The organism is Spirochaetota bacterium, from assembly GCA_026415295.1.
GTDB lineage: Bacteria > Spirochaetota > JAAYUW01 > JAAYUW01 > JAOAHJ01 > JAOAHJ01.
Map to the genome: position 1 here is coordinate 128,829 of JAOAHJ010000023.1, position 19,229 is coordinate 148,057.

17 protein-coding genes are annotated in these 19,229 nt (G+C 25.3%); all 17 read right to left on the reverse strand.

Annotation, left to right across the window (positions count from 1 at the left end; genetic code table 11):
- Positions 1 to 97 precede the first annotated feature (97 nt).
- The 17 genes from N3A58_05455 to dnaK all read right to left on the reverse strand — a co-directional run bounded on the left by N3A58_05455 (position 98) and on the right by dnaK (position 19,229).
- A complete protein-coding gene (locus N3A58_05455; protein ID MCX8058840.1) occupies positions 98 to 643 on the reverse strand; it encodes a gamma carbonic anhydrase family protein in 546 nt (181 codons plus the stop codon).
- A gap of 34 nt (positions 644 to 677) precedes the next feature.
- Positions 678 to 1,316, reverse strand: coding sequence for a chemotaxis protein CheW (locus N3A58_05460; protein MCX8058841.1), 639 nt, complete (start codon positions 1,314 to 1,316; stop codon positions 678 to 680).
- Positions 1,317 to 1,372: 56 nt separating this feature from the next.
- On the reverse strand, positions 1,373 to 1,747 hold the full coding sequence (secG, locus tag N3A58_05465; protein ID MCX8058842.1) for a preprotein translocase subunit SecG: 375 nt from the start codon (positions 1,745 to 1,747) through the stop codon (positions 1,373 to 1,375).
- 88 nt (positions 1,748 to 1,835) lie between these two features.
- Positions 1,836 to 2,591: a triose-phosphate isomerase gene (gene tpiA, locus N3A58_05470; protein ID MCX8058843.1), complete on the reverse strand. Its 756-nt coding sequence runs from the start codon at positions 2,589 to 2,591 to the stop codon at positions 1,836 to 1,838.
- A 61-nt stretch (positions 2,592 to 2,652) separates the two neighbouring features.
- Positions 2,653 to 3,855: a phosphoglycerate kinase gene (locus tag N3A58_05475; GenBank protein ID MCX8058844.1), complete on the reverse strand. Its 1,203-nt coding sequence runs from the start codon at positions 3,853 to 3,855 to the stop codon at positions 2,653 to 2,655.
- 131 nt (positions 3,856 to 3,986) lie between these two features.
- Positions 3,987 to 4,976: a type I glyceraldehyde-3-phosphate dehydrogenase gene (gene gap / locus N3A58_05480; GenBank protein MCX8058845.1), complete on the reverse strand. Its 990-nt coding sequence runs from the start codon at positions 4,974 to 4,976 to the stop codon at positions 3,987 to 3,989.
- Positions 4,977 to 5,161: 185 nt separating this feature from the next.
- On the reverse strand, positions 5,162 to 6,976 hold the full coding sequence (gene lepA, locus N3A58_05485; GenBank protein ID MCX8058846.1) for a translation elongation factor 4: 1,815 nt from the start codon (positions 6,974 to 6,976) through the stop codon (positions 5,162 to 5,164).
- Positions 6,977 to 7,231: 255 nt separating this feature from the next.
- Positions 7,232 to 9,310: a FecR family protein gene (locus tag N3A58_05490; protein ID MCX8058847.1), complete on the reverse strand. Its 2,079-nt coding sequence runs from the start codon at positions 9,308 to 9,310 to the stop codon at positions 7,232 to 7,234.
- A 71-nt stretch (positions 9,311 to 9,381) separates the two neighbouring features.
- Positions 9,382 to 10,707, reverse strand: a complete 1,326-nt coding sequence (locus N3A58_05495) for a hypothetical protein (GenBank protein MCX8058848.1) — start codon at positions 10,705 to 10,707, stop codon at positions 9,382 to 9,384.
- Between the two features lie 288 nt (positions 10,708 to 10,995).
- A complete protein-coding gene (locus tag N3A58_05500) occupies positions 10,996 to 11,361 on the reverse strand; it encodes a response regulator (protein ID MCX8058849.1) in 366 nt (121 codons plus the stop codon).
- A gap of 72 nt (positions 11,362 to 11,433) precedes the next feature.
- Positions 11,434 to 13,899: a chemotaxis protein CheA gene (locus N3A58_05505; protein MCX8058850.1), complete on the reverse strand. Its 2,466-nt coding sequence runs from the start codon at positions 13,897 to 13,899 to the stop codon at positions 11,434 to 11,436.
- Positions 13,900 to 13,983: 84 nt separating this feature from the next.
- Positions 13,984 to 14,490: a chemotaxis protein CheD gene (locus N3A58_05510; GenBank protein ID MCX8058851.1), complete on the reverse strand. Its 507-nt coding sequence runs from the start codon at positions 14,488 to 14,490 to the stop codon at positions 13,984 to 13,986.
- Positions 14,491 to 14,596: 106 nt separating this feature from the next.
- Positions 14,597 to 15,235: a hypothetical protein gene (locus N3A58_05515; protein MCX8058852.1), complete on the reverse strand. Its 639-nt coding sequence runs from the start codon at positions 15,233 to 15,235 to the stop codon at positions 14,597 to 14,599.
- 36 nt (positions 15,236 to 15,271) lie between these two features.
- Positions 15,272 to 16,105, reverse strand: a complete 834-nt coding sequence (locus N3A58_05520; GenBank protein MCX8058853.1) for a protein-glutamate O-methyltransferase CheR — start codon at positions 16,103 to 16,105, stop codon at positions 15,272 to 15,274.
- A complete protein-coding gene (locus tag N3A58_05525) occupies positions 16,083 to 16,544 on the reverse strand; it encodes a chemotaxis protein CheW (protein MCX8058854.1) in 462 nt (153 codons plus the stop codon). Before N3A58_05525 ends, N3A58_05520 begins: the two co-directional genes overlap by 23 nt.
- Positions 16,545 to 16,647: 103 nt before the next feature.
- On the reverse strand, positions 16,648 to 17,475 hold the full coding sequence (locus tag N3A58_05530) for a DnaJ domain-containing protein (protein ID MCX8058855.1): 828 nt from the start codon (positions 17,473 to 17,475) through the stop codon (positions 16,648 to 16,650).
- Complete coding sequence (gene dnaK / locus N3A58_05535; protein MCX8058856.1) at positions 17,475 to 19,229, reverse strand: molecular chaperone DnaK; 1,755 nt, start codon at positions 19,227 to 19,229, stop codon at positions 17,475 to 17,477. The genes N3A58_05530 and dnaK overlap by 1 nt, the downstream gene beginning before the upstream one ends.

Here is a 19,229-nt window from a genome sequence, read left to right on the forward strand (position 1 = left end):
TTTGAAACTTTAAAAATTATTAAAATAAAAAAAAATTAAAATTAGATATTTAATAAATTAATTATATTATAAATTTTTTGGTTATTAGAATTATTTATTAAATAAAAATCTTTTTATATTTTTGTAAAAGATCATTATAAACTTTCCAAGCATATTCAATATATTTCAAATGCTTTTCACTTATTTCTTTTAATTTTTTAACAGGATTACCAGCATAAATAAAGCCACCCTCAAGTTCAATGTTTTGAGGAACAATAGATCCTGCTGCAATTATAGTATTTTTATTAATTTTACAATTATTTAATAAAATAGAGCCCATCCCAATTATAACATTATCATCGATCTCACTCCCATGTATTGTACAATTATGACCAATAGTAACAAACTTGCCAATTTTAACTTTAATATCTTTATCCGTATGAACTATAGTGCCATCTTGGATATTAGAAAAGCTATCAATAAAAATAGAATCTAAATCTCCTCTCAAAATACAATTAAATAAAATGATTACATTGTCATTTATTTTAACATCACCAATTATAAAGGATCCTGGCAAAACTAAACTATATTCGTTAATAGAAGGAATTTTACCATCTATTTCAATAATGTTTTTTATGTAATATTTATTATTATCCACATTCACAACTTAAAAAATATTAAAATATCAAATAAATATTTTAACTAAAAAATAATGCATCTATATCGAGAGTTACTATTACCTGATTATCAATTTTAACAAAACCTTTTATAAACTTATCACCTACAAACCTCAATAATTTTGGGGCTTCCTCATATTGATTTTCATCAAGATATGTAACTTTAACGATTTTTTCTACAATTATTCCACCTAAGCCCTCTTTCATATTACAAACAATAATATTGCCATATTGATTATTTTCGTTTATCAAATTTTTTCTATTTTTTATTTTAGAATCTTCTTTTTCACTATTTATAACAGATGTATCTGCATTGTTTTTATTTTCATCTACTAACTTTTCAGAAACTGATTTAGTTAAATCTTCTATAGTAATATTCTCAATTTCAAGTCTTTTTTGTAAATTTATTATTGGAATAATTTCACCTCTTAAATTCAAAAGCCCTTCAATATAAATATTTGAGTTTGGTAATTTTCTTATTCTAAATGTATCAAGTATCTCTTTTACATCCATAATATCTATACCAAAGTACTTTCCTGCAAGTTCAAATATTAAAACTTGTTTTTTTAAAAAAGCTTTTTCTTTTTTAATTATATTTGTATCAACAGCAAGGTCTTGTATTTCACTAATACTTGATACATTTTTAATATTTTTTTCCATAAATATCTCTTAACTATTATATTATTATTTGCTATTATTTAGTAAAAAATTTATTTCTATGGATTTTTTTGTTCATTATTTTGCTCAGTATTACCTTCGTTTGAATTTTCTTTTTTTTGCTCTATATTTGGGTTTGCTTTTATAATTGAGTTATTTTCCTGTGCTTTTTCTTGAGCTTCAATCTTTTTAAGTTTTTCCCTTTGTAATTTGCCCATTCTATTATATGAAAATGATAGTAAAAAAACAACAATAAAAAATATTATACCAATTATTGTAGTTATTCTATTAAATATAGAAGATGATTGTACTCCAAAAGGATTACCACCACCTCCAAACATATCTAAGTGTCCTTCTCTTTGAGATTGAACAAGAACTGAAAGAATCAGAAGTATTGCAAATACAAAAAATAGAATCAATAAAAGTGTTACCATTAATATATCCTCCATCTTTTATAATTTTTATATATTTAATTTAAAATTCAATAATAAACTTAATAAAAAATTCATAATTAAATATTTTTTAACAGCCTGAACCTTTAAATCTTAAGATTCTAGCAAACTGTTCATAAATAATTGATGCACCCCCTACTAATACACCATCTATTTGTGAAACAATCATAAAAGAGTCTATGTTATCAGGCTTAACAGATCCTCCATACAATATTCTTATTTCATTTGCAAAATCTTCACTATATTTATCTTTAATAATTTCTCTTATAAATTTATGCATCTGATATGCATCTTTGGGTTCAGCATTTTTACCAGTGCCAATAGCCCAAACTGGTTCATAAGCAATTACAAGCTTTGATGGGTCAGATATTTCAACTTCTTCTAAAGCTTGTAATACTTGATTCTTAACAACTTCAAAATGAATATTTTTTTCTCTTTCTTCTATCAATTCTCCAACACATAAAATAGGAATTAAACCTTCAAACAAAGCTTTCTTTACTTTCTTATTTATAAGATCATCTTTTTCATTAAAAATATGTCTTCTTTCAGAATGTCCTATAATAACATAAGTAACACCATAATCTTTAAGCATTTTAGGCGATATCTCACCAGTAAATGCTCCTCTATCTTCATAATACATATTTTGAGCACCTAATTTTATCTGAGAATTTTTAATAATATTTGATACCACTGGTATATTAATAAATGGTGGACAAAGTAAAATCTCATTTTTATACTGTTTGAATTCATTTAATATTTTTTCTGCAAGTTCAATAGATTCCTCTTTATTTAAATTCATCTTCCAGTTACCAGCAATTAATTTCATTATTCATCCTTTTATGATTTCTAAAATAATAATCTATTATATTATTTTACAATGTATAATTTTACTCAAAAATTTCAATCCCAGGTAATTTTTTACCTTCAATATATTCAAGAGAAGCTCCTCCACCTGTTGATATGTGAGAAAACCCTTTTTCAACTTTAGCTTGATTTACAGCAGCAACAGAATCCCCACCTCCTACCACTTTAAATGCTTTTATTTTCGCTATGCCTTTTGCTATTTCCATAGTTCCCTTAGCAAATTCTTTTCTCTCAAAAATACCTACAGGTCCATTCCAAAAAATGACTTTACCTTTTTTCAAATATTTCAAAAACTCTTTAATTGTTTTTGGACCAATATCAACTCCAATAAAGTTAGATGGAATTTCAACACCTGGAGTTTTCACAATTTTCTTAAAGTTTTCAACATCATCAACTACTATATGATCACATGGTAAAATAATTTCTACATTTTTTTGATTAGCTACAGAAAATAGTTCATTTACAAACACAAGTTTATCATTTTCAACAAGAGATTTTCCTACTTCTAAACCTTTAGCTTTTAAGAAAGTATAAGCCATAGCCCCACCAATAATTAAAACATTTACTTTATTTATTAAACTTTTTAAGACATCTATTTTAGATGATACTTTCGAACCTCCAATTAGAGCAACTAGAGGGGTCTCTTTTGCATGAAGAACATAATTTAAGCTATCAACTTCTTCCTTGATTAAATAACCATAATAAAAAGGAATAAATTTAGCTATACCTGTTATTGAAGCATGAGCTCGATGGATAGCACCGAAAGCATCTGAAACATAAACATCAGCAAGTGATGCTAACTTTTTAGCAAATTCTTCATCATTTTCTTCTTCTTCTTTATAAAATCTTAAATTCTCAAGAATAGCTATATCTTTATTGTTCATCTTATTTATCTGTTCTTTAACATGATCACCAATACAATCATCAATAAAAATAACTTTATTATAATTTATATTATTTTCTTTCAATAATCTTTCAAGTACATCTTTAATAGGTTCAAGTGAATCTTTTTTACTTTTTTCTTTAGGTCTTCCTTTATGTGAAATTAATATAACTTTAGCATTGTTTTTAAGAAGAAATTCAATTGTTTTTAATGATTTCAAAATTCTGGTTTCATCTGTAACTTTATTATCTTTATCTGTTGGAACATTATAATCAACTCTAACTATAACTCTTTTATTAAAAAATTCACCATTTTCAATAAAGTATTTTTGATTTAATATCATACTTTCTCCTTCATAATATTTTATAAGTAAAAAAGTGATAGAAATAAAATCAAATAAAGTAATTTTTTTTATTTAAATAAATATATAAAATAATTTAAAAAAAAGTTATAAAATTTTTTATGAATAATAAATTATTTAAAAAAGTTTTGAGCAAGATCAACTACTCTGTTTGAATAACCAAATTCATTATCATACCATGCTAAAATTCTAACCATTTTTCCCATAACTTTAGTCTGTTCTGCATCAAATATACAAGAATAGGTTGTACCAACAATATCTGATGATACTATAGGATCTTCTGTATAGTAAACTATACCTTTATAAGCCCCTTCCGCTGCTTTTTTAATAGTTTCGTTAATTTTCTCTTTTGTAACTTCAGAATTTGTTATAAAAACAAAATCTGATGCAGAACCATCTGTTACAGGTACTCTTGTAGCTACTCCATCAAGCTTACCTTTCATTTTAGGATATACTAGAGCAACTGCTTTAGCAGCACCAGTTGAGGTTGGAATAATATTTGCAGCTGCAGTTCTTGCTCTCCTTAAATCTTTATGAGGAAGATCTAAAACTCTTTGATCATTTGTATAAGCATGAATAGTATTCAACCATCCCTGTTCAATTCCAAATGCTTCATCAAGGATTTTAACAATAGGTGCTATACAATTAGTAGTACATGATGCATTTGACAATATTTTATCAGTAGGCAAAATATCTTTATCATTTACACCAACTACTATAGTTTTAACATCATCTTTAGCAGGAGCAGTTAAAATAACTTTCTCAGCTCCAGCTTTTATATGCTTTTCAAGTTCAGTTGATTTAGTCCAAACACCAGTAGACTCAATAACATATTTTATTCCTAAATCTTTATATGGTAAATTCTCTGGATCTTTTTCAGCAGTAACTCTGATTTTTTTACCATTAACAATAATATTATTGTCATCATAAGAAACTTCACCTTTAAATCTTCCATGAACAGAGTCATACTTTAGTAAGTGAGCTAATGTTTTTGTATCTGTTAAATCATTAATTAAACCTATATCAAAACCTCCTTTTTCTATCATTATTCTAAAAACCAATCTTCCTATTCTTCCAAAACCATTTATAGCTAATTTTGACATAAAAATACCTCCATAATTACTATCTTATTCTTAAAAAAATTATATTAATTTTTTGGTTTTGTCAATATAAATAATCATTAATTTTATAACTACTTTATTAAAAACATTACTTTTATAAAGTTGCTATTTATATAAAATTTTGACCATATCAAAATAATTATTAATTAATATTATATTAAATTCTCCTATTTATTTTCATCTTCAGAAGTTTTCAGTATCTTAACAAAAGCATCTTGAGGTATATCGACTTTTCCAAATCTTTTTAATTTTTTCTTTCCTTCCTTTTGTTTTTCAAGTAATTTTCTTTTTCTTGTTATATCTCCTCCATAACACTTTGCAAGAACATCTTTTCTAAATGCTGAAATAGTTTCTCTTGCAATTATTTTATTTCCTATTGCAGCTTGCAAGGCTACTGGAAATTGTTGTCTTGGAATTATATCTTTTAGTCTTTCAACAATCTGTCTTCCTTTATACACAGCACTTCCTTCATAAACAATCTGAGAAAAAGCATCTATCTTTTCATGAGCCACCAAAATATCAAGTTTAACAAGCTTGCTTTCTTTATAACCAATTATATGATAATCTAATGAAGCATATCCTTTAGAAATAGATTTTAACCTATCATAAAAATTATAAATTATTTCTGCTAAAGGGATCTCATATTCAAGAAGAACTCTTTTAGAATCAATATAGGTTATCCCAATTTGCACCCCTCTAGCTGACTCAGCTAAACTTATACAATTTCCTATATATTCAGAAGTAACAACTATCTCAGCTTTAACATAAGGTTCATAGGTCTCTTCTATTTCAACAGGATCTGGAAATTTTATTGGATTATCAATAAATATTACTTCTTCAGAATTTTTTAACTTTACTTTATATGTTACAGAAGGAGCAGTTAAAATTACATCTATGTTATGTTCCCTCGAAAGTCTTTCTGTAAATACTTCTAAGTGAAGCATCCCCAGAAAACCACATCTAAAGCCAAATCCTAAAGCGAGAGAATTATCTTTTTCATAAATCAATGCTGGGTCATTTAATTTAAGTTTTTCCATTGCAAAACTTAAAGCTTCAAACTCATCTGGATCAACTGGGAAAACAGATGAAAAAACATAAGGTTTTACCTCTTTATAACCTTCAAGTGGTTCTAAAGCTTTATTATAAAAAGTAGTTACAGTATCTCCTATTCTTGCATCTGATATATTTTTTATGGAAGCTGTAAAATATCCTACCTCACCTGTTTGGAGTTTTTCACATGGTTTAAATTTTAACTGTATATAACCAACTTCCTCTACCTTAAATATTTTTTCCTCTTTAGACATAAAAATAATTTCATCTCCTACTTTAAGCTCACCATCAAACAACCTAACATAAACTATAACACCTTTATAATTGTCATAAATAGCATCAAAAACTAACGCTTTTAAAGGATTTTTTTCATCACCCCGAGGAGGAGGAATTCTTTTTACTATTTCATCAAGTAAAATATCAATGTTCGTACCGTTTTTTGCTGATATTAATAAAACTTCTTCTTTTTTATAACCAAACTCATTATTTAATTCCTCCAAACACATATTAATATCAGCATTTGGAAGATCAATCTTATTAATGACAGGTATAATTTCTAAATTTTCATTAAAAGCAAGATAAAAATTTGAAAGAGTTTGAGCTTCTATACCCTGTGATGCATCAACAACTAATATTGCCCCCTCACATGCTTTTAATGCTCTTGAAACTTCATAAGTAAAATCTACATGACCTGGGGTGTCTATTAAATTCAAAATATAATCTTTACCATCAAAATTATGAGTAAGTCTCACAGTTTGTGATTTAATGGTTATACCCCTCTCTTTTTCTATTTCCATGGTATCAAGTATCTGTTTATGTTTTTCTTTTTCTTCTTTAGGTAAAAGACCAGTCCACTCAATAAGTCTATCAGCCAAAGTTGTTTTACCATGATCTATATGAGCAATAATACAAAAATTTCTTATATTCTTCATTTTAAATTACCACTATTATTTTTATTATAATTAGTAAAATATTAAATAAAATAATTTTACCTAAATCAAATTATATAATTTATTAGAAAAATCAATATAAATAAAAAAGGTCATCCTCCTTAAAAATTGGGAGAATGACCTTTTTAAGAAATTATTATAATATTTTTTCTTATTTATTTAATTTTTCAAATTTTAAATAAAAATTATTCTTTTTATAATTTTTTATAAAACTAAATTTTTAATTTTATTTATAAACTAGAAAGAAAGTTGTGCATTAACAGTATAAGATATGGATGGCTTATATCCACCTTGTCCATCTGGGACAAAGAATACATTATAACCAATTATTATAGCTATGCCTTTATCAACTTCATATCCAATTTTTAAATAAACAAACAGATTATCTGTAAAATTCTCAAAAGGCTTTGGAACAAATACATTCCAATTAACTTTTTTTACTGATAATTCACCAAATACTTTTGGAATAAGATCTTTTTCAAGTATTAATCCCAATATCATTGTATCTCCTAATACGCCAATAAATGAAGAAGGTAAAGTGAAGTAATGAACATATGATACATCGCCATGAATTTTCTTTAATACATTAATAGTTAAATTAAAGTAAAATCCAGAAATTATAGTTTCAATATTAGTTGGATTTATAATTTTATTTTTATAGTAAAGATAAATATTCTCCTTATTTATATCATATAAATTATTAAACATTTGAGGTAGGAAGTCATTATAAATCATTCTATATTCTGCTCTGTAGGTACCAAAAAAATAAGATCCTCTAACTCCAGCAAAAACACCAAATCCTTTTAAAATACCAATTTCTCCATTTTTTCTTATGTAATAATTGGTACCTATATCACCAAATAAGAATAATGAAAAGAAATTATTATTTGGGATTACAGGTAAAATTAATCCAGCAGCAACACCACCTATAACAGGATTATTATTTGTTGAGTCGTATAAAGGCTCAAGATCTCCTATAACCTCTATTCCTACTTGCAATGGAAACTGTTTTTTAAATGGTTTTAATGCTGGCCTTAATCCTACTACAGAAGGTTTCAATATATTATTAGTCATAATATCCATAGCAAAAACTTCTGATTCAAATTTTAACTGAACACCCAAATATCTTATAGCTGGAAAATTAATCATATTTGAATAATAATACATATTTAAACCATTTCCTATTATAAAATCATCAATGCTTCCAATCTTAAAATAAAATGGATCATCATGCTCATTTATCCTTAAATATTTAATTTTAGTCACAATACTATAAAGTGTTTTAAATGTATCTTGATAAGAAGCAAAACTAAATATGTATTCATTATAATTATACCAATTTTTTGGTTCAAAAAGTCCACCTTTTGCTGGATCAAATATTATTGGAGCATAAATTCCAATACCAACATTCCCAAGAGCAAATTCAGTATTTATAGTAAAAAGTGACCATATCTTACCATCAATTACTATTGTTCCAAAATCTCCAATCATATTTAAATTTTTTTCTAACCATTCTTCAAAAGCTGATTTTACTTTCTTCTCAGTTTCCTTTTTTACCTGTTCCTTTTTTTGCTCAGGTATTTGAACAGTTTGAGTTTGTCCAGTTGTTGTATCTATAGATTCTACAGGTTCAGGAGAATCAGTTTTCATATTTTGTAAAAAGTTGTTTTTAACATCTTCTGGAATATTAACTACTTGAGACATTGTTTGTCCAATTATTGATGCCATTTTACCAGCTTCAACCATTATCTGGTTTGTTAATGATGGTCCAAATGCTACTAAACCTTTAAATACATAAAGATCAGTTTTACCATTTTGTGGATCTACTGAAATACCAAGGTCTGTCCCTCTAACAGATGCTACTCCATTTGGAGTATTGATTTGAAAAGTTGAATCTTGACCTTTAACTTTTGCAACAATAGCTCTTACAGTTCCTGCAACAATATTAAAAACTGATTTTTTTGTTTTCTTATTTTGATCAATAATCTCTTGTAATTCTTTAATCTCAAAAATAGATTTTTCTGCAATCTTAATTACAGTACCATCATCAAAAACAAGCTCTACTGAAGATTGAGCTTTTGTTTCAACTTTATAATTAGCATATAAAAGCATATCTACTTTAGCAGTTATAGGTTGTGCTAAGGGATTACTCATATCATATATGAGAACTTCTCCTACTGGGTAAACTATCTTAACAGCAACCTTTTTAGTTTGCCCCTGTGAAGAAGTAGATTGCTTTTCTTGTGAGTATATAGTAATATTAATTGTAGTTACAAACAAAAATATAAGCAAAATCATTAATATTATTTTTCTCATTTTAAACCCCCTATTAACTATCTAATTTATATAATTTTATTTTTATTAATTTATTATATGTTTTATTATATTTAGAATTGTATTCCAGTAGTAAAATAGCTTGTTGAAACTCTCACTACCTGCCCATTTTCAATTTTATATTTAATTTCATAAATTAAAGAAATAGAAGAAGTTCCAGAACCTGGAATAAGCTTAATTTCCATTTTTAAATAAGAATTCAAAAGAGCTTGAGGATTACTCCAATTAAAAATATCTCCAAATTTTTCAATGTTTCCCCTAATCATGTATAGATTAAAAGAAAGGAAAGGTATAATTCCTTGATTTAAACCAATCGCTCCAATAAAATAAGGTTTGATTGTTGAAGAACCAAAAGGACCAGAGTATTCAGCATAAGTATATACAATTTCTTGTAAGATGTTCAAAAAAGCAAAAATTCTCCATCCAGTATAGCCTGGAATCAAATCAAGTGTACTATATTTTGTGTTTCTAATATCTTTATTTTCATAAAGTAAATCAAAATATGGTGCTGTAAATTTATCTTTATAGCTTAATATTTCAGCACCCAAACCTATAATTTTGAAAAATATCGAATGAATACCTGTTTTCAATCCAGATCCTTTACCCTTTATAGAAGCAATGTCAAAAAAATATAATGCACTTATAGATTCATTATTTATTAAAGGGATTTCAAAATCCAAGCCTGTTATTGAAACAACATCTGTAGGGGAACTAGAATCTGAATATGGAGCAGTTGATAGAGGATCAGTATCAGATACTATTGAAAAACCAACTTTAAATTGATTAATAATTGGGATCTGTAAAAATAAGAGCGGTCTTACATAGAATCTAAATCCTATTATATCAATGTCCTTTATATCATCAATAAATGATTCAAATCCGATATATGGGAAATTAAATAGAGCCCCATCTAAATCAAAAGCAAAACCAGTTTTTCTTATTTCTGGGAAATATAATCCATTTGAATAATTCTGCATAATAAGACCATGCCCTAAAGTAGCATCTTCTATAACACCTATTTTAGCATAAATTGGCTCTCCCTTAAAACCATATTGAACAAATAATATTTTATTCATCCAGTCTTGCCATGTCGACCAACCAACATATTTATCATTCTCTTTTCTTAAATTACCATTAGAATCTAATTCAAAATATAAATCAAACCCAAAAGATATTTTTCCAAATGTAAAAGTAGGTCTTAAAGATATTGTAAAATATGTTATACCATTTATAACTGAATTTCCAAAAAACATATTAAATTTAAAAAAATCTTTGTTATTATCCTGATTTTCTTGTGCAAAAATATTCAAACTAAAAAATAGTAAACATATTAAAACTACAATAAAAAAATAATTTAATCTTTTTCTTATAAATATCATATTCTCTCCTTAAAAATTATTTCTAATAATAAAAAATTTTTTCTTTTATAATAATTTTAGCATAATTTTTTTAAAAAACAATAAAAAAATTAAAAATATAACTATTGTAGTCTTTATAATACCAACAGTTATAAATTTTATATATTTAATAATTAGGAAAAGTTAACCACTTAGTATTATAATAATACAAACTCAAAACAAATAATTATATTTGATTTTAGATAGTATAACAAAAAAAGATAAATAAGATAATTAATATAAGATTTAAATAATGTACTCTAAGATTTTTTATGATGATAAAGCTTTTTTTATAGCAGATAACATTCTTTCATTTTTATAAGGTTTAACAATAAAATCTTTAACACCAGCTTTTATTGCTTCAATAATTAACAACTGTTGACCTAAAGCTGAACAAATGATAATTTTTGCATTTGGATCAAACTCAAATATTTTTTTCATAGCTTCAAGGCCATTCATATATGGCATTGTTATATCTAGAATAATAATATCAGGTCTTAACTCTTTATATTTTTGAACGGCTGTTATACCATCTGCTGCTTCCCCTACAATTTCATAACCTTCTTTTTCCAAAAGATCTTTTTGCATCATTCTTACAAATGATAAATCATCGGCTAAAAGAATCCTAGCTCCCATTAAAACCCCCAAATTATTGAAATAAATATCCTCATTTATCTTTAATATAAATTAATATATTTATAAAATTTTTCAAGTAATTTCATTAATATAAATTTCTTTAATTTTTTCTTTATCTTCTACATTATTATTCTTTAATTTATTTAATTGTTTTTCATTTTCTTTTTTTATTTCTAACTTTTCTTTTTTTTCTGCTTTTTCTTTATCTTCATTCTTATTTTCTATATTATTTATTTTATAATTATCTACATCTGATTTATTTATAATTTTTTCACCCTCTTTAACTATATTATCATGAAACCCTACAAAATCAACATTTTCAGAAATCATTTCAAATAATCTTGCATTTTTTTCTATATACTCTCTCACAATTTCTGGAATATTTAGTACTAAGGCAATGGACCCATCACCTAAAAGACCAACTCCTGATATACCTTTAACCTTCTCAAAAATATTATCTAATGGCTGCAATACAATATCTTGTTCTCCTATAAGTTCATCTATTACAATACATATCTTTTTTTCATTAAATTTAACAATTACGATGTAAACTAAATCATCAATTGATTTATAATGTTTACCCTTTCCAACAAGATCTGATAAAAAAATGACAGAGTAAATTTCACCTCTATATCTAATAATATCGTATTCTTCCAATTTTTCAATTGAAGATATTGAGACTCTGTCAGTTTGATCAATTGTATAGATTGGAATAGCAAAATAATCATTTAATGATTTTACAAGTAAAATTTCAAGAATAGTTAAAGATAAAGGTAAAATAATTCGAATATTTGTTCCAACGCTCTTTTCTGAATTTATTTCAACTTTTCCCCTTAATTTTTCTACCATCTCCTTTACAACATCAAGACCTACCCCTCTCCCTGATAACTCTGTTACTTTATCTTTAGTGGAAAAACCAGGCAAAAATAAGAATGAATAAAGCATATTATCATGAACTGGTTCAAATTCTGATATTAGACCCATTTTTATAGCTTTTTCTCTAATCTTTTCTTTATCAATCCCTCTTCCATCATCAGATACTTCTATAATGATATTAGAACCTTCCTGGTAAGCTGCAAGTTTTACATTTCCTTCTGGGGTTTTTCCTAATTTTTTTCTTTCATCTGGATACTCAATACCATGATCAATAGCATTTCTTATAATATGTGTTATTGGATCTTGAATCTCTTCAATAACCTTTTTATCTATTTCAGTATCACCACCTATAATTTCTAAATTAATATCTTTCCCTACTCTCCTTGCTATATCTCTAACAACTCTTGGGAATTTATTAAAAACATTGCTAATCGGTATCATTCTCAAACTCATTATAATATTTTGCATATCATCAGTAATCCTATCTAGCTCTTTCTCCGCTTCCTCCATATAATTAATAATTTCAGAAATATCTTTCCCCGATTTTAAATATTCAATAGCTTGGATAAATTTTGATTTATTAATAATTAATTCTCCAATGTGTCTTGAAAGGGCGTCAAGTCTTTCAATATCAACTCTAATCGAAGTTATAGAAGATTTTTGAATCTTATCAGTTAAAGATTTAACAGAAGTTTCTTGTTCTTCATCGCTTTCATTCAAATTATTTTCATTTCTACTTAATATTTGGGCAGTCTCCTTTTTCTCACTTTCTTGTGTAGAAAATATAATATTATAAATTTTAACATCTTCTATTTCATCAACATTACAAGCTTCTCTAATTAAAGCTTCTTTAACTCCATCTTTAAAGTATTCTATAATGTACAACTTTCTGTAATTATCATCATTATGATCTTTTTCTATATTAGGGAATGTAGCAAGAATTTCCCCAATACCATTTAAATTATTCCAAACAAGGAAAGCTCTTGGGTATTTCATAGGGGAAGATTCAAGAATATAAATTATTAAAAACCTAATATTTTTTTTATCTTTTACTGATAATATATTTGATTTTTGAAATTCATTTAATGAAAAAATTTTTATTAATTCATCAAAAGTATAATTTTCTGTTGAATTTTTTTCCTCAGTTTTTTCCTTATTTTTTTCTTTTTTAGATGCTCCTATTAAATCATCAATACTCATTTCATGAACTTCTAATGAATCACTATCTTCGCTTGAAGTATTTTTATTTTTTTCTTTTACTTCTTTTTCAATATTTTTATATGATTCTATTATAGATTTAAATTTACTAATTAATTTCTCATTTACTGGTAAATCTTCCCACTTTTTAGAAAGATTATTTATCCCCTCATGAATATAATCAATACCTAAAAATAATATATCAAAATCTTTTTTAGAGAGTTGAATATTTTTACTTCTTATTATATCTAATAAATCTTCCATTTTATGTGCTATTTCTGAAATATTACTTAACCCCATTAAACCTGATTCAGACTTTAATGAATGTGTATATCTAAAAAGTTCATTAATTAGTTCTCTATCTTTGGGGTTTTCCTCTAATTCAAGCAAAGAAGAGTTAAGTTTCTCTATCAGCTCTGAAGCCTCATCCAAAAATGCTTTTTTATATTTCTGATCAACTTCCATATATTTACCTTTTATCTTATCATCTTTTTTAAAGAATTTTTATTATGTTATAAATAATATTTATTCAATTTTTATAATAATTAATCAATAACATTTTTCAACACCAGAAAACAACCTCGATAAAACATTTCCTGTTTGAAGATCAAATATAATTGTTCTTCCTAAATCTCCAAATACATCTTCAGCAATTATTTTTATATTAAATTTTTTTAACATTTTTCTTGCCATTTCAACATTCATTTTACCAATATCTGGTAATATTCCAGCAGTATCAGAAAAATATATTTTTGCTCCACCAAATATTTTAGCTTGCAAATCACATGAAGATATTTTTAATTTTTCAAAATTTTTTATCATCCTTTCTATAGATGTATCGACAAATTTAAACTCATTTATTATATTTGAATGTTTTTGAGGAAGCATAGCATGAGCTAAAGCTCCTATTTTCAGTCTCGGATAATAAACACAAATCCCTACACAACTACCCAAAACAGTTTTAAGTTTTTCTGGAGATTTTCCAAATTTCATATCAGCAATACCTACATGGACAAGATAAACATCATTAATAATAATTTTTTTTTCTAAATCCATTTATTACCTATTAATTAAAATTTTTATTTATATAATTTTTATTAAATATTGAAATATTTATAAACTAAATTTATCATTTTTTCAAAATATATTTATAAAAATTATTTTATTGTTCACCTTTTATTTGCTCAAAACATTTTATTTCTTTAGGTAGATAAATAAATAAACCCTCAATATTCTCATTTTCAATGTAAAATTTAGCAGAAAAGAGTTTAATAATATCTGTATTTTCAATTATATCATAAACAAATTCATTAATTATAGCATATTTATAAGAAAAAGATATCATTGGAATTGATAACATTATAGGTTTTTGAATTAAATCAGAAATAGAAGAAATAAATGTTGAAATAAATATTTGAGCTAAATTTTCTATCGAACCTCTTGCTATGTCTCTTAGATGCCCATTTTTATCAACAATATTATATTTAGACTTTCCTGTTAATTTTTTAACAATATTTTCTCCACTCTCTTTTGAAACAATAAATATTATTTTCCCTGGGATTTCATTTTCTACATTTATCAAAACACAAATTACTTCTTCATTTTCATTACCTACAAAAACTGGAATTTCATTAATTTCTAATGAAAATATTTTAAACTCAGAAAAAACAACTTGATGATTAAAAAATTCTTCAAGTTTAGTTGATGTTTCTAAAGATGCTTTTTTGAGTACTTCATTTAATGAATTAAAAATATAATTCTCATTTTTTTCCTGTTTATTTTTTTTACCAAATAATGGCATAATTAACCCTTAAATAACTAATTAAAATAATTTATTTTATTCCTTATAATATACAGTACAATCATCAATTCTTAAATATTTAAAATCAGTTTTTATAACATATAAAGTTTCCGCATGGCCTAAAAAAAGAAAACCCCCTCTATTTAGAGACTCATAAAACTTATCAACAACATACTTTTGAGTCTCTCTATTAAAATATATCATAACATTTCTACAAAAAACAATATCAATATCATTAATATATTTATCAATAAGTAAATTATGTTGAAAAAACTTAACACTATTTTTTATTTGGCTTTTAATAATGTAATTATTTTCATCTATTTTATTAAAATATTCATTTATTATTTCCTGCTCAGTTCCTCTTAATTTTCTATCATTATACACACCATTTTTGGCATCTTCAAGAACCTTTGTATTTATATCTGTAGCATATATTTCAACTCTGTAAAGACTTTTTATCTGATCACATGCAATTGCTATTGAATAAGGCTCTTCACCAGTAGAACATCCTGCAGACCAAATTTTAATTTTTTCTTTTTTCTTAAAAAGAAGAGGTAATATACGATTTTTCAAGACCTCTATTTGGTTATTACTTCTGAAAAAATAAGTTTCATTTGTTGATATAGAGTTTATAAATTCAGATATTTCTTCAGGATGAATTATTAAATATTTATAATAATCTTCATAAGAGCTAAGATTTAAAATTTTTAACCTTTTTCTCAACCTATTAGCAACTAATAATTTTTTAGATTGTTTTAAATATATACCAGCTCTTTGATATGCAAGTTTTGAAAACTCATTAAAAAGCTCATCGGACAAATTTTCATAATTAATATTTACTAAATCACCTTCCAACAATTTCCTCATTTTTGTCTGCGAATAATATTTTTTCAATATTTAATATTATAACTAATTTTTCTTTTATCTTACCAATACCATAAATAAACTCAGATTTTAAACCAGATACAGTAGGTAAAGTTGGCTCAATTTCTTCTGGTTTTAAGGTAACTACTTCTGAAACCGAGTCTACTATAAATCCAAATTTCCTATTTTCCAGTCCAACTATTATAATTTTAGTTTTATTAGTTATTTGGGCATCTTTAATACCAAATCTTTTTCTTAAGTCTATTACTGGAATTACATTACCTCTTAAGTTAATAATCCCTTCTACAAAAGCAGGGGAATTAGGTATTGTTGTAGGTGTCATATATTTCTCTATATAAAATACATTCTCTATAGGAATAGCATAAATAACAGTCCCAACATTAAATAAAATTATTTGAAATTCTTTTTGCATAAAAGCCATAAATACTCCTATAATTCAAAAATTAAAAATATTTTTCATTTTGATTCATAATAAATTTAAATAATAAAAAAATCAATTTTCATTAATATATAATAATGAAAATCTATATTAAAGCTTTTTTAAGTTCACTAAATATATTTTTAGCTTCTAATTTAATTAATTCATTTTCATCATTTAATAAATTATATATAATTTGTAGTAAAGAATTTGAATCGTATTCTTTAATTGCTTCAATAGCTTTTAATCTAACATCTATATCTTTATCATAAATCAAAGCTTTAATAATTTCTTCGCTTTTTGAACATTTATATTTTAAACATAAATCTATTAATAAAAATTTAACTTCTTTACTTTTACTATCTTTTAAAAAAAATATATCATAAATAATTTTTTTTCCATAAATTTCACTTATAAAATTTAATGTAAAAATTATAACCTCGTAATTCTCCTCCTCTTTTAAAACTTTTATCAAGAAATGATAATTTGAATTCAAATCTTTTTTTATCAAGGCTAAAATTGCTACTTTTTTTACATATGGATTAGTTGATTCTTTTACCCTCCTATACAATTCACTTGATGGTAATTCTAAAGTATATTGATCTACAGAAATTATTTCCTCTTTTGAAAAATTTTGATTCCTTTTAATGTAATTTTTTTTCAACCTAATATTTAATTTTTTAATATAATCAATGATATTAATTGAATTATTTTCTTCTTCAATCATAGTATCATACTTTAACCTTGTTTTTGGATTAGATAATATAGAAAAAGCTTTATTAATTTTTTTAAACATCTCCTCAGCTTCAGGACTTTTATTCAAATCTGGATGATATTTTAAAACTAATTTTCTATACTGTTTTTTAATTTCACTCATAGAAGAATCAGGCCTAACATTTAAAATAGAATAAAAATTTTGACTAAAATCACCCATTAATCCTCCTTGAGCAAACCTTCACTAATAAATTTTTCCTTTTGAAATGATAACTCGTCACAATAATAAACCAAATTATTATAAATATCCTTTAGCTTATTTATATCATCCCCTTCTATATATTTTTCGATATCTTCAAATAAAAAATTTATTTCATTGTACATTTCTTTATCTATATTAATCTGCTTAAGATGCTCTTCCAATTTCTGTTTTAAACTTTTTATTTTTGTTTTTGTTCTAACTATAGATTCAAAATATAAATCCTTATCTTCAAATTCTCTTGCTTTTTCAATGATTTTATCAATTTCTTCTTTAGTTAATTTTCTATATGAATCTATCTTAATAGCTTGCATTGCTTTTGTATCTTCGTCAAAGGCTTTTACTTCAAGCTTCCCATCAACATCAATTGAAAAAATAACTCTAATCTTAGGTTCACCTGCTTTAGCTTCCCTTATATTCTCTAGAGTAAATTTCCCCAGATATATATTTTCAGAACAAACTTTTCTCTCTCCTTGATAAACATTTATTTCTACTGCTTTTTGACCATCTTTTATTGTTGTAAATATTTTACTATTTTCAGCTGGAATTTGAGTATTCCTATTTATTATAGGAACAAATAGATTCCCTTCAACTTCAACTCCTAAAGATATAGGAATCACATCAACAAGTACTACATCCTCTACTTCATGATTTAGTATAGCTCCTTGTATTGAAGCTCCTATTGAAACGCATTCATCAGGTTTTATTGAAAAATCAATCTTATTTCCAAATAGGTTAGATAATCTTTCTTTAACAAGTGGAATGTTTGAAGAACCTCCAACTAATAAAACTTTATCAATAGATGTTAATTCTAAATTTGCATCTAAAATAGCCTTTTCAACAAGTTTTATAGTATAATCTACATGTTGAGAAATCATCTCTTCAAAATCCTTCCTTGTTAGCTCATAATCAAGGTGTAAAGGCCCTTTTTTATTTGCAGATATAAATGGTATAGTTATTCTAACTTTTTCTAAAGTTGATAGAGATATTTTTGCTTTTTCACATTCTTCATATAATTTTTGCATAGCAAATCTATCTTCATGCAAATCAATTCCAGTATCATCAAGAAAATTTTGGCAAACAACTTCAACTATACTCTTATCAAAATCTATTCCTCCAAGTTTATTATCTCCACAAGTAGAAATTACGTTGTAAACTCCTTCTCCAATATCTAATATTGAAACATCAAAAGTTCCACCACCAAAATCATAAACTAAAACAATACCATTAAAATTTTTTTTACTAAGTCCATAAGCAAGACATGAAGCTGTAGGTTCATTTATAATTCTTTTTACTTCAAGTCCTGCTAACTTCCCAGCATCTATCGTTGCTTTTCTTTGATTATCATTAAAATAGGCTGGAACAGTAATAACTGCTTCAAAAATATCTTCTCCTATATAATTTGATGCAGCATCTTTTAAATATTTTAAAATATAAGATGATATTTGTTCAGGTGAATATTCACAATCTCCTATCTTAAAAATATGATTCGTTCCCATTAACCTTTTGACAGATGAAATTGTATTGTCAGGATGCAACAATCTCATATTTTTTGCTCTACTTCCAACGAGAATTTCTCCATTTTCATTAATATATACAACTGATGGAGTAATTTTCTCCCCGAATTCATTCAATATCAACTTAACTTCACCATTATAATAAATTGAAGCAACAGAATTAGTTGTTCCAAGATCAATACCTAGAATTTTTCCCAT

Bases quoted from the DNA above. Each gene is read 5' to 3' on its own strand.
- N3A58_05460 (MCX8058841.1), bottom strand. From the start codon at position 1,316: ATGGAAAAAAATATTAAAAATGTATCAAGTATTAGTGAAATACAAGAC.
- gap (MCX8058845.1), bottom strand. From the start codon at position 4,976: ATGTCAAAATTAGCTATAAATGGTTTTGGAAGAATAGGAAGATTGGTT.
- N3A58_05490 (MCX8058847.1), bottom strand. From the start codon at position 9,310: ATGAGAAAAATAATATTAATGATTTTGCTTATATTTTTGTTTGTAACT.
- lepA (MCX8058846.1), bottom strand. From the start codon at position 6,976: ATGAAGAATATAAGAAATTTTTGTATTATTGCTCATATAGATCATGGT.
- N3A58_05530 (MCX8058855.1), bottom strand. From the start codon at position 17,475: ATGGGTGATTTTAGTCAAAATTTTTATTCTATTTTAAATGTTAGGCCT.
- dnaK (MCX8058856.1), bottom strand. From the start codon at position 19,229: ATGGGAAAAATTCTAGGTATTGATCTTGGAACAACTAATTCTGTTGCT.
- N3A58_05525 (MCX8058854.1), bottom strand. From the start codon at position 16,544: ATGGCTTTTATGCAAAAAGAATTTCAAATAATTTTATTTAATGTTGGG.
- N3A58_05495 (MCX8058848.1), bottom strand. From the start codon at position 10,707: ATGATATTTATAAGAAAAAGATTAAATTATTTTTTTATTGTAGTTTTA.
- N3A58_05505 (MCX8058850.1), bottom strand. From the start codon at position 13,899: ATGGAAGTTGATCAGAAATATAAAAAAGCATTTTTGGATGAGGCTTCA.
- tpiA (MCX8058843.1), bottom strand. From the start codon at position 2,591: ATGAAATTAATTGCTGGTAACTGGAAGATGAATTTAAATAAAGAGGAA.
- N3A58_05515 (MCX8058852.1), bottom strand. From the start codon at position 15,235: ATGCCATTATTTGGTAAAAAAAATAAACAGGAAAAAAATGAGAATTAT.
- N3A58_05500 (MCX8058849.1), bottom strand. From the start codon at position 11,361: ATGGGAGCTAGGATTCTTTTAGCCGATGATTTATCATTTGTAAGAATG.
- N3A58_05510 (MCX8058851.1), bottom strand. From the start codon at position 14,490: ATGGATTTAGAAAAAAAAATTATTATTAATGATGTTTATCTTGTCCAT.
- N3A58_05520 (MCX8058853.1), bottom strand. From the start codon at position 16,105: ATGAGGAAATTGTTGGAAGGTGATTTAGTAAATATTAATTATGAAAAT.
- N3A58_05475 (MCX8058844.1), bottom strand. From the start codon at position 3,855: ATGATATTAAATCAAAAATACTTTATTGAAAATGGTGAATTTTTTAAT.
- secG (MCX8058842.1), bottom strand. From the start codon at position 1,747: ATGGTAACACTTTTATTGATTCTATTTTTTGTATTTGCAATACTTCTG.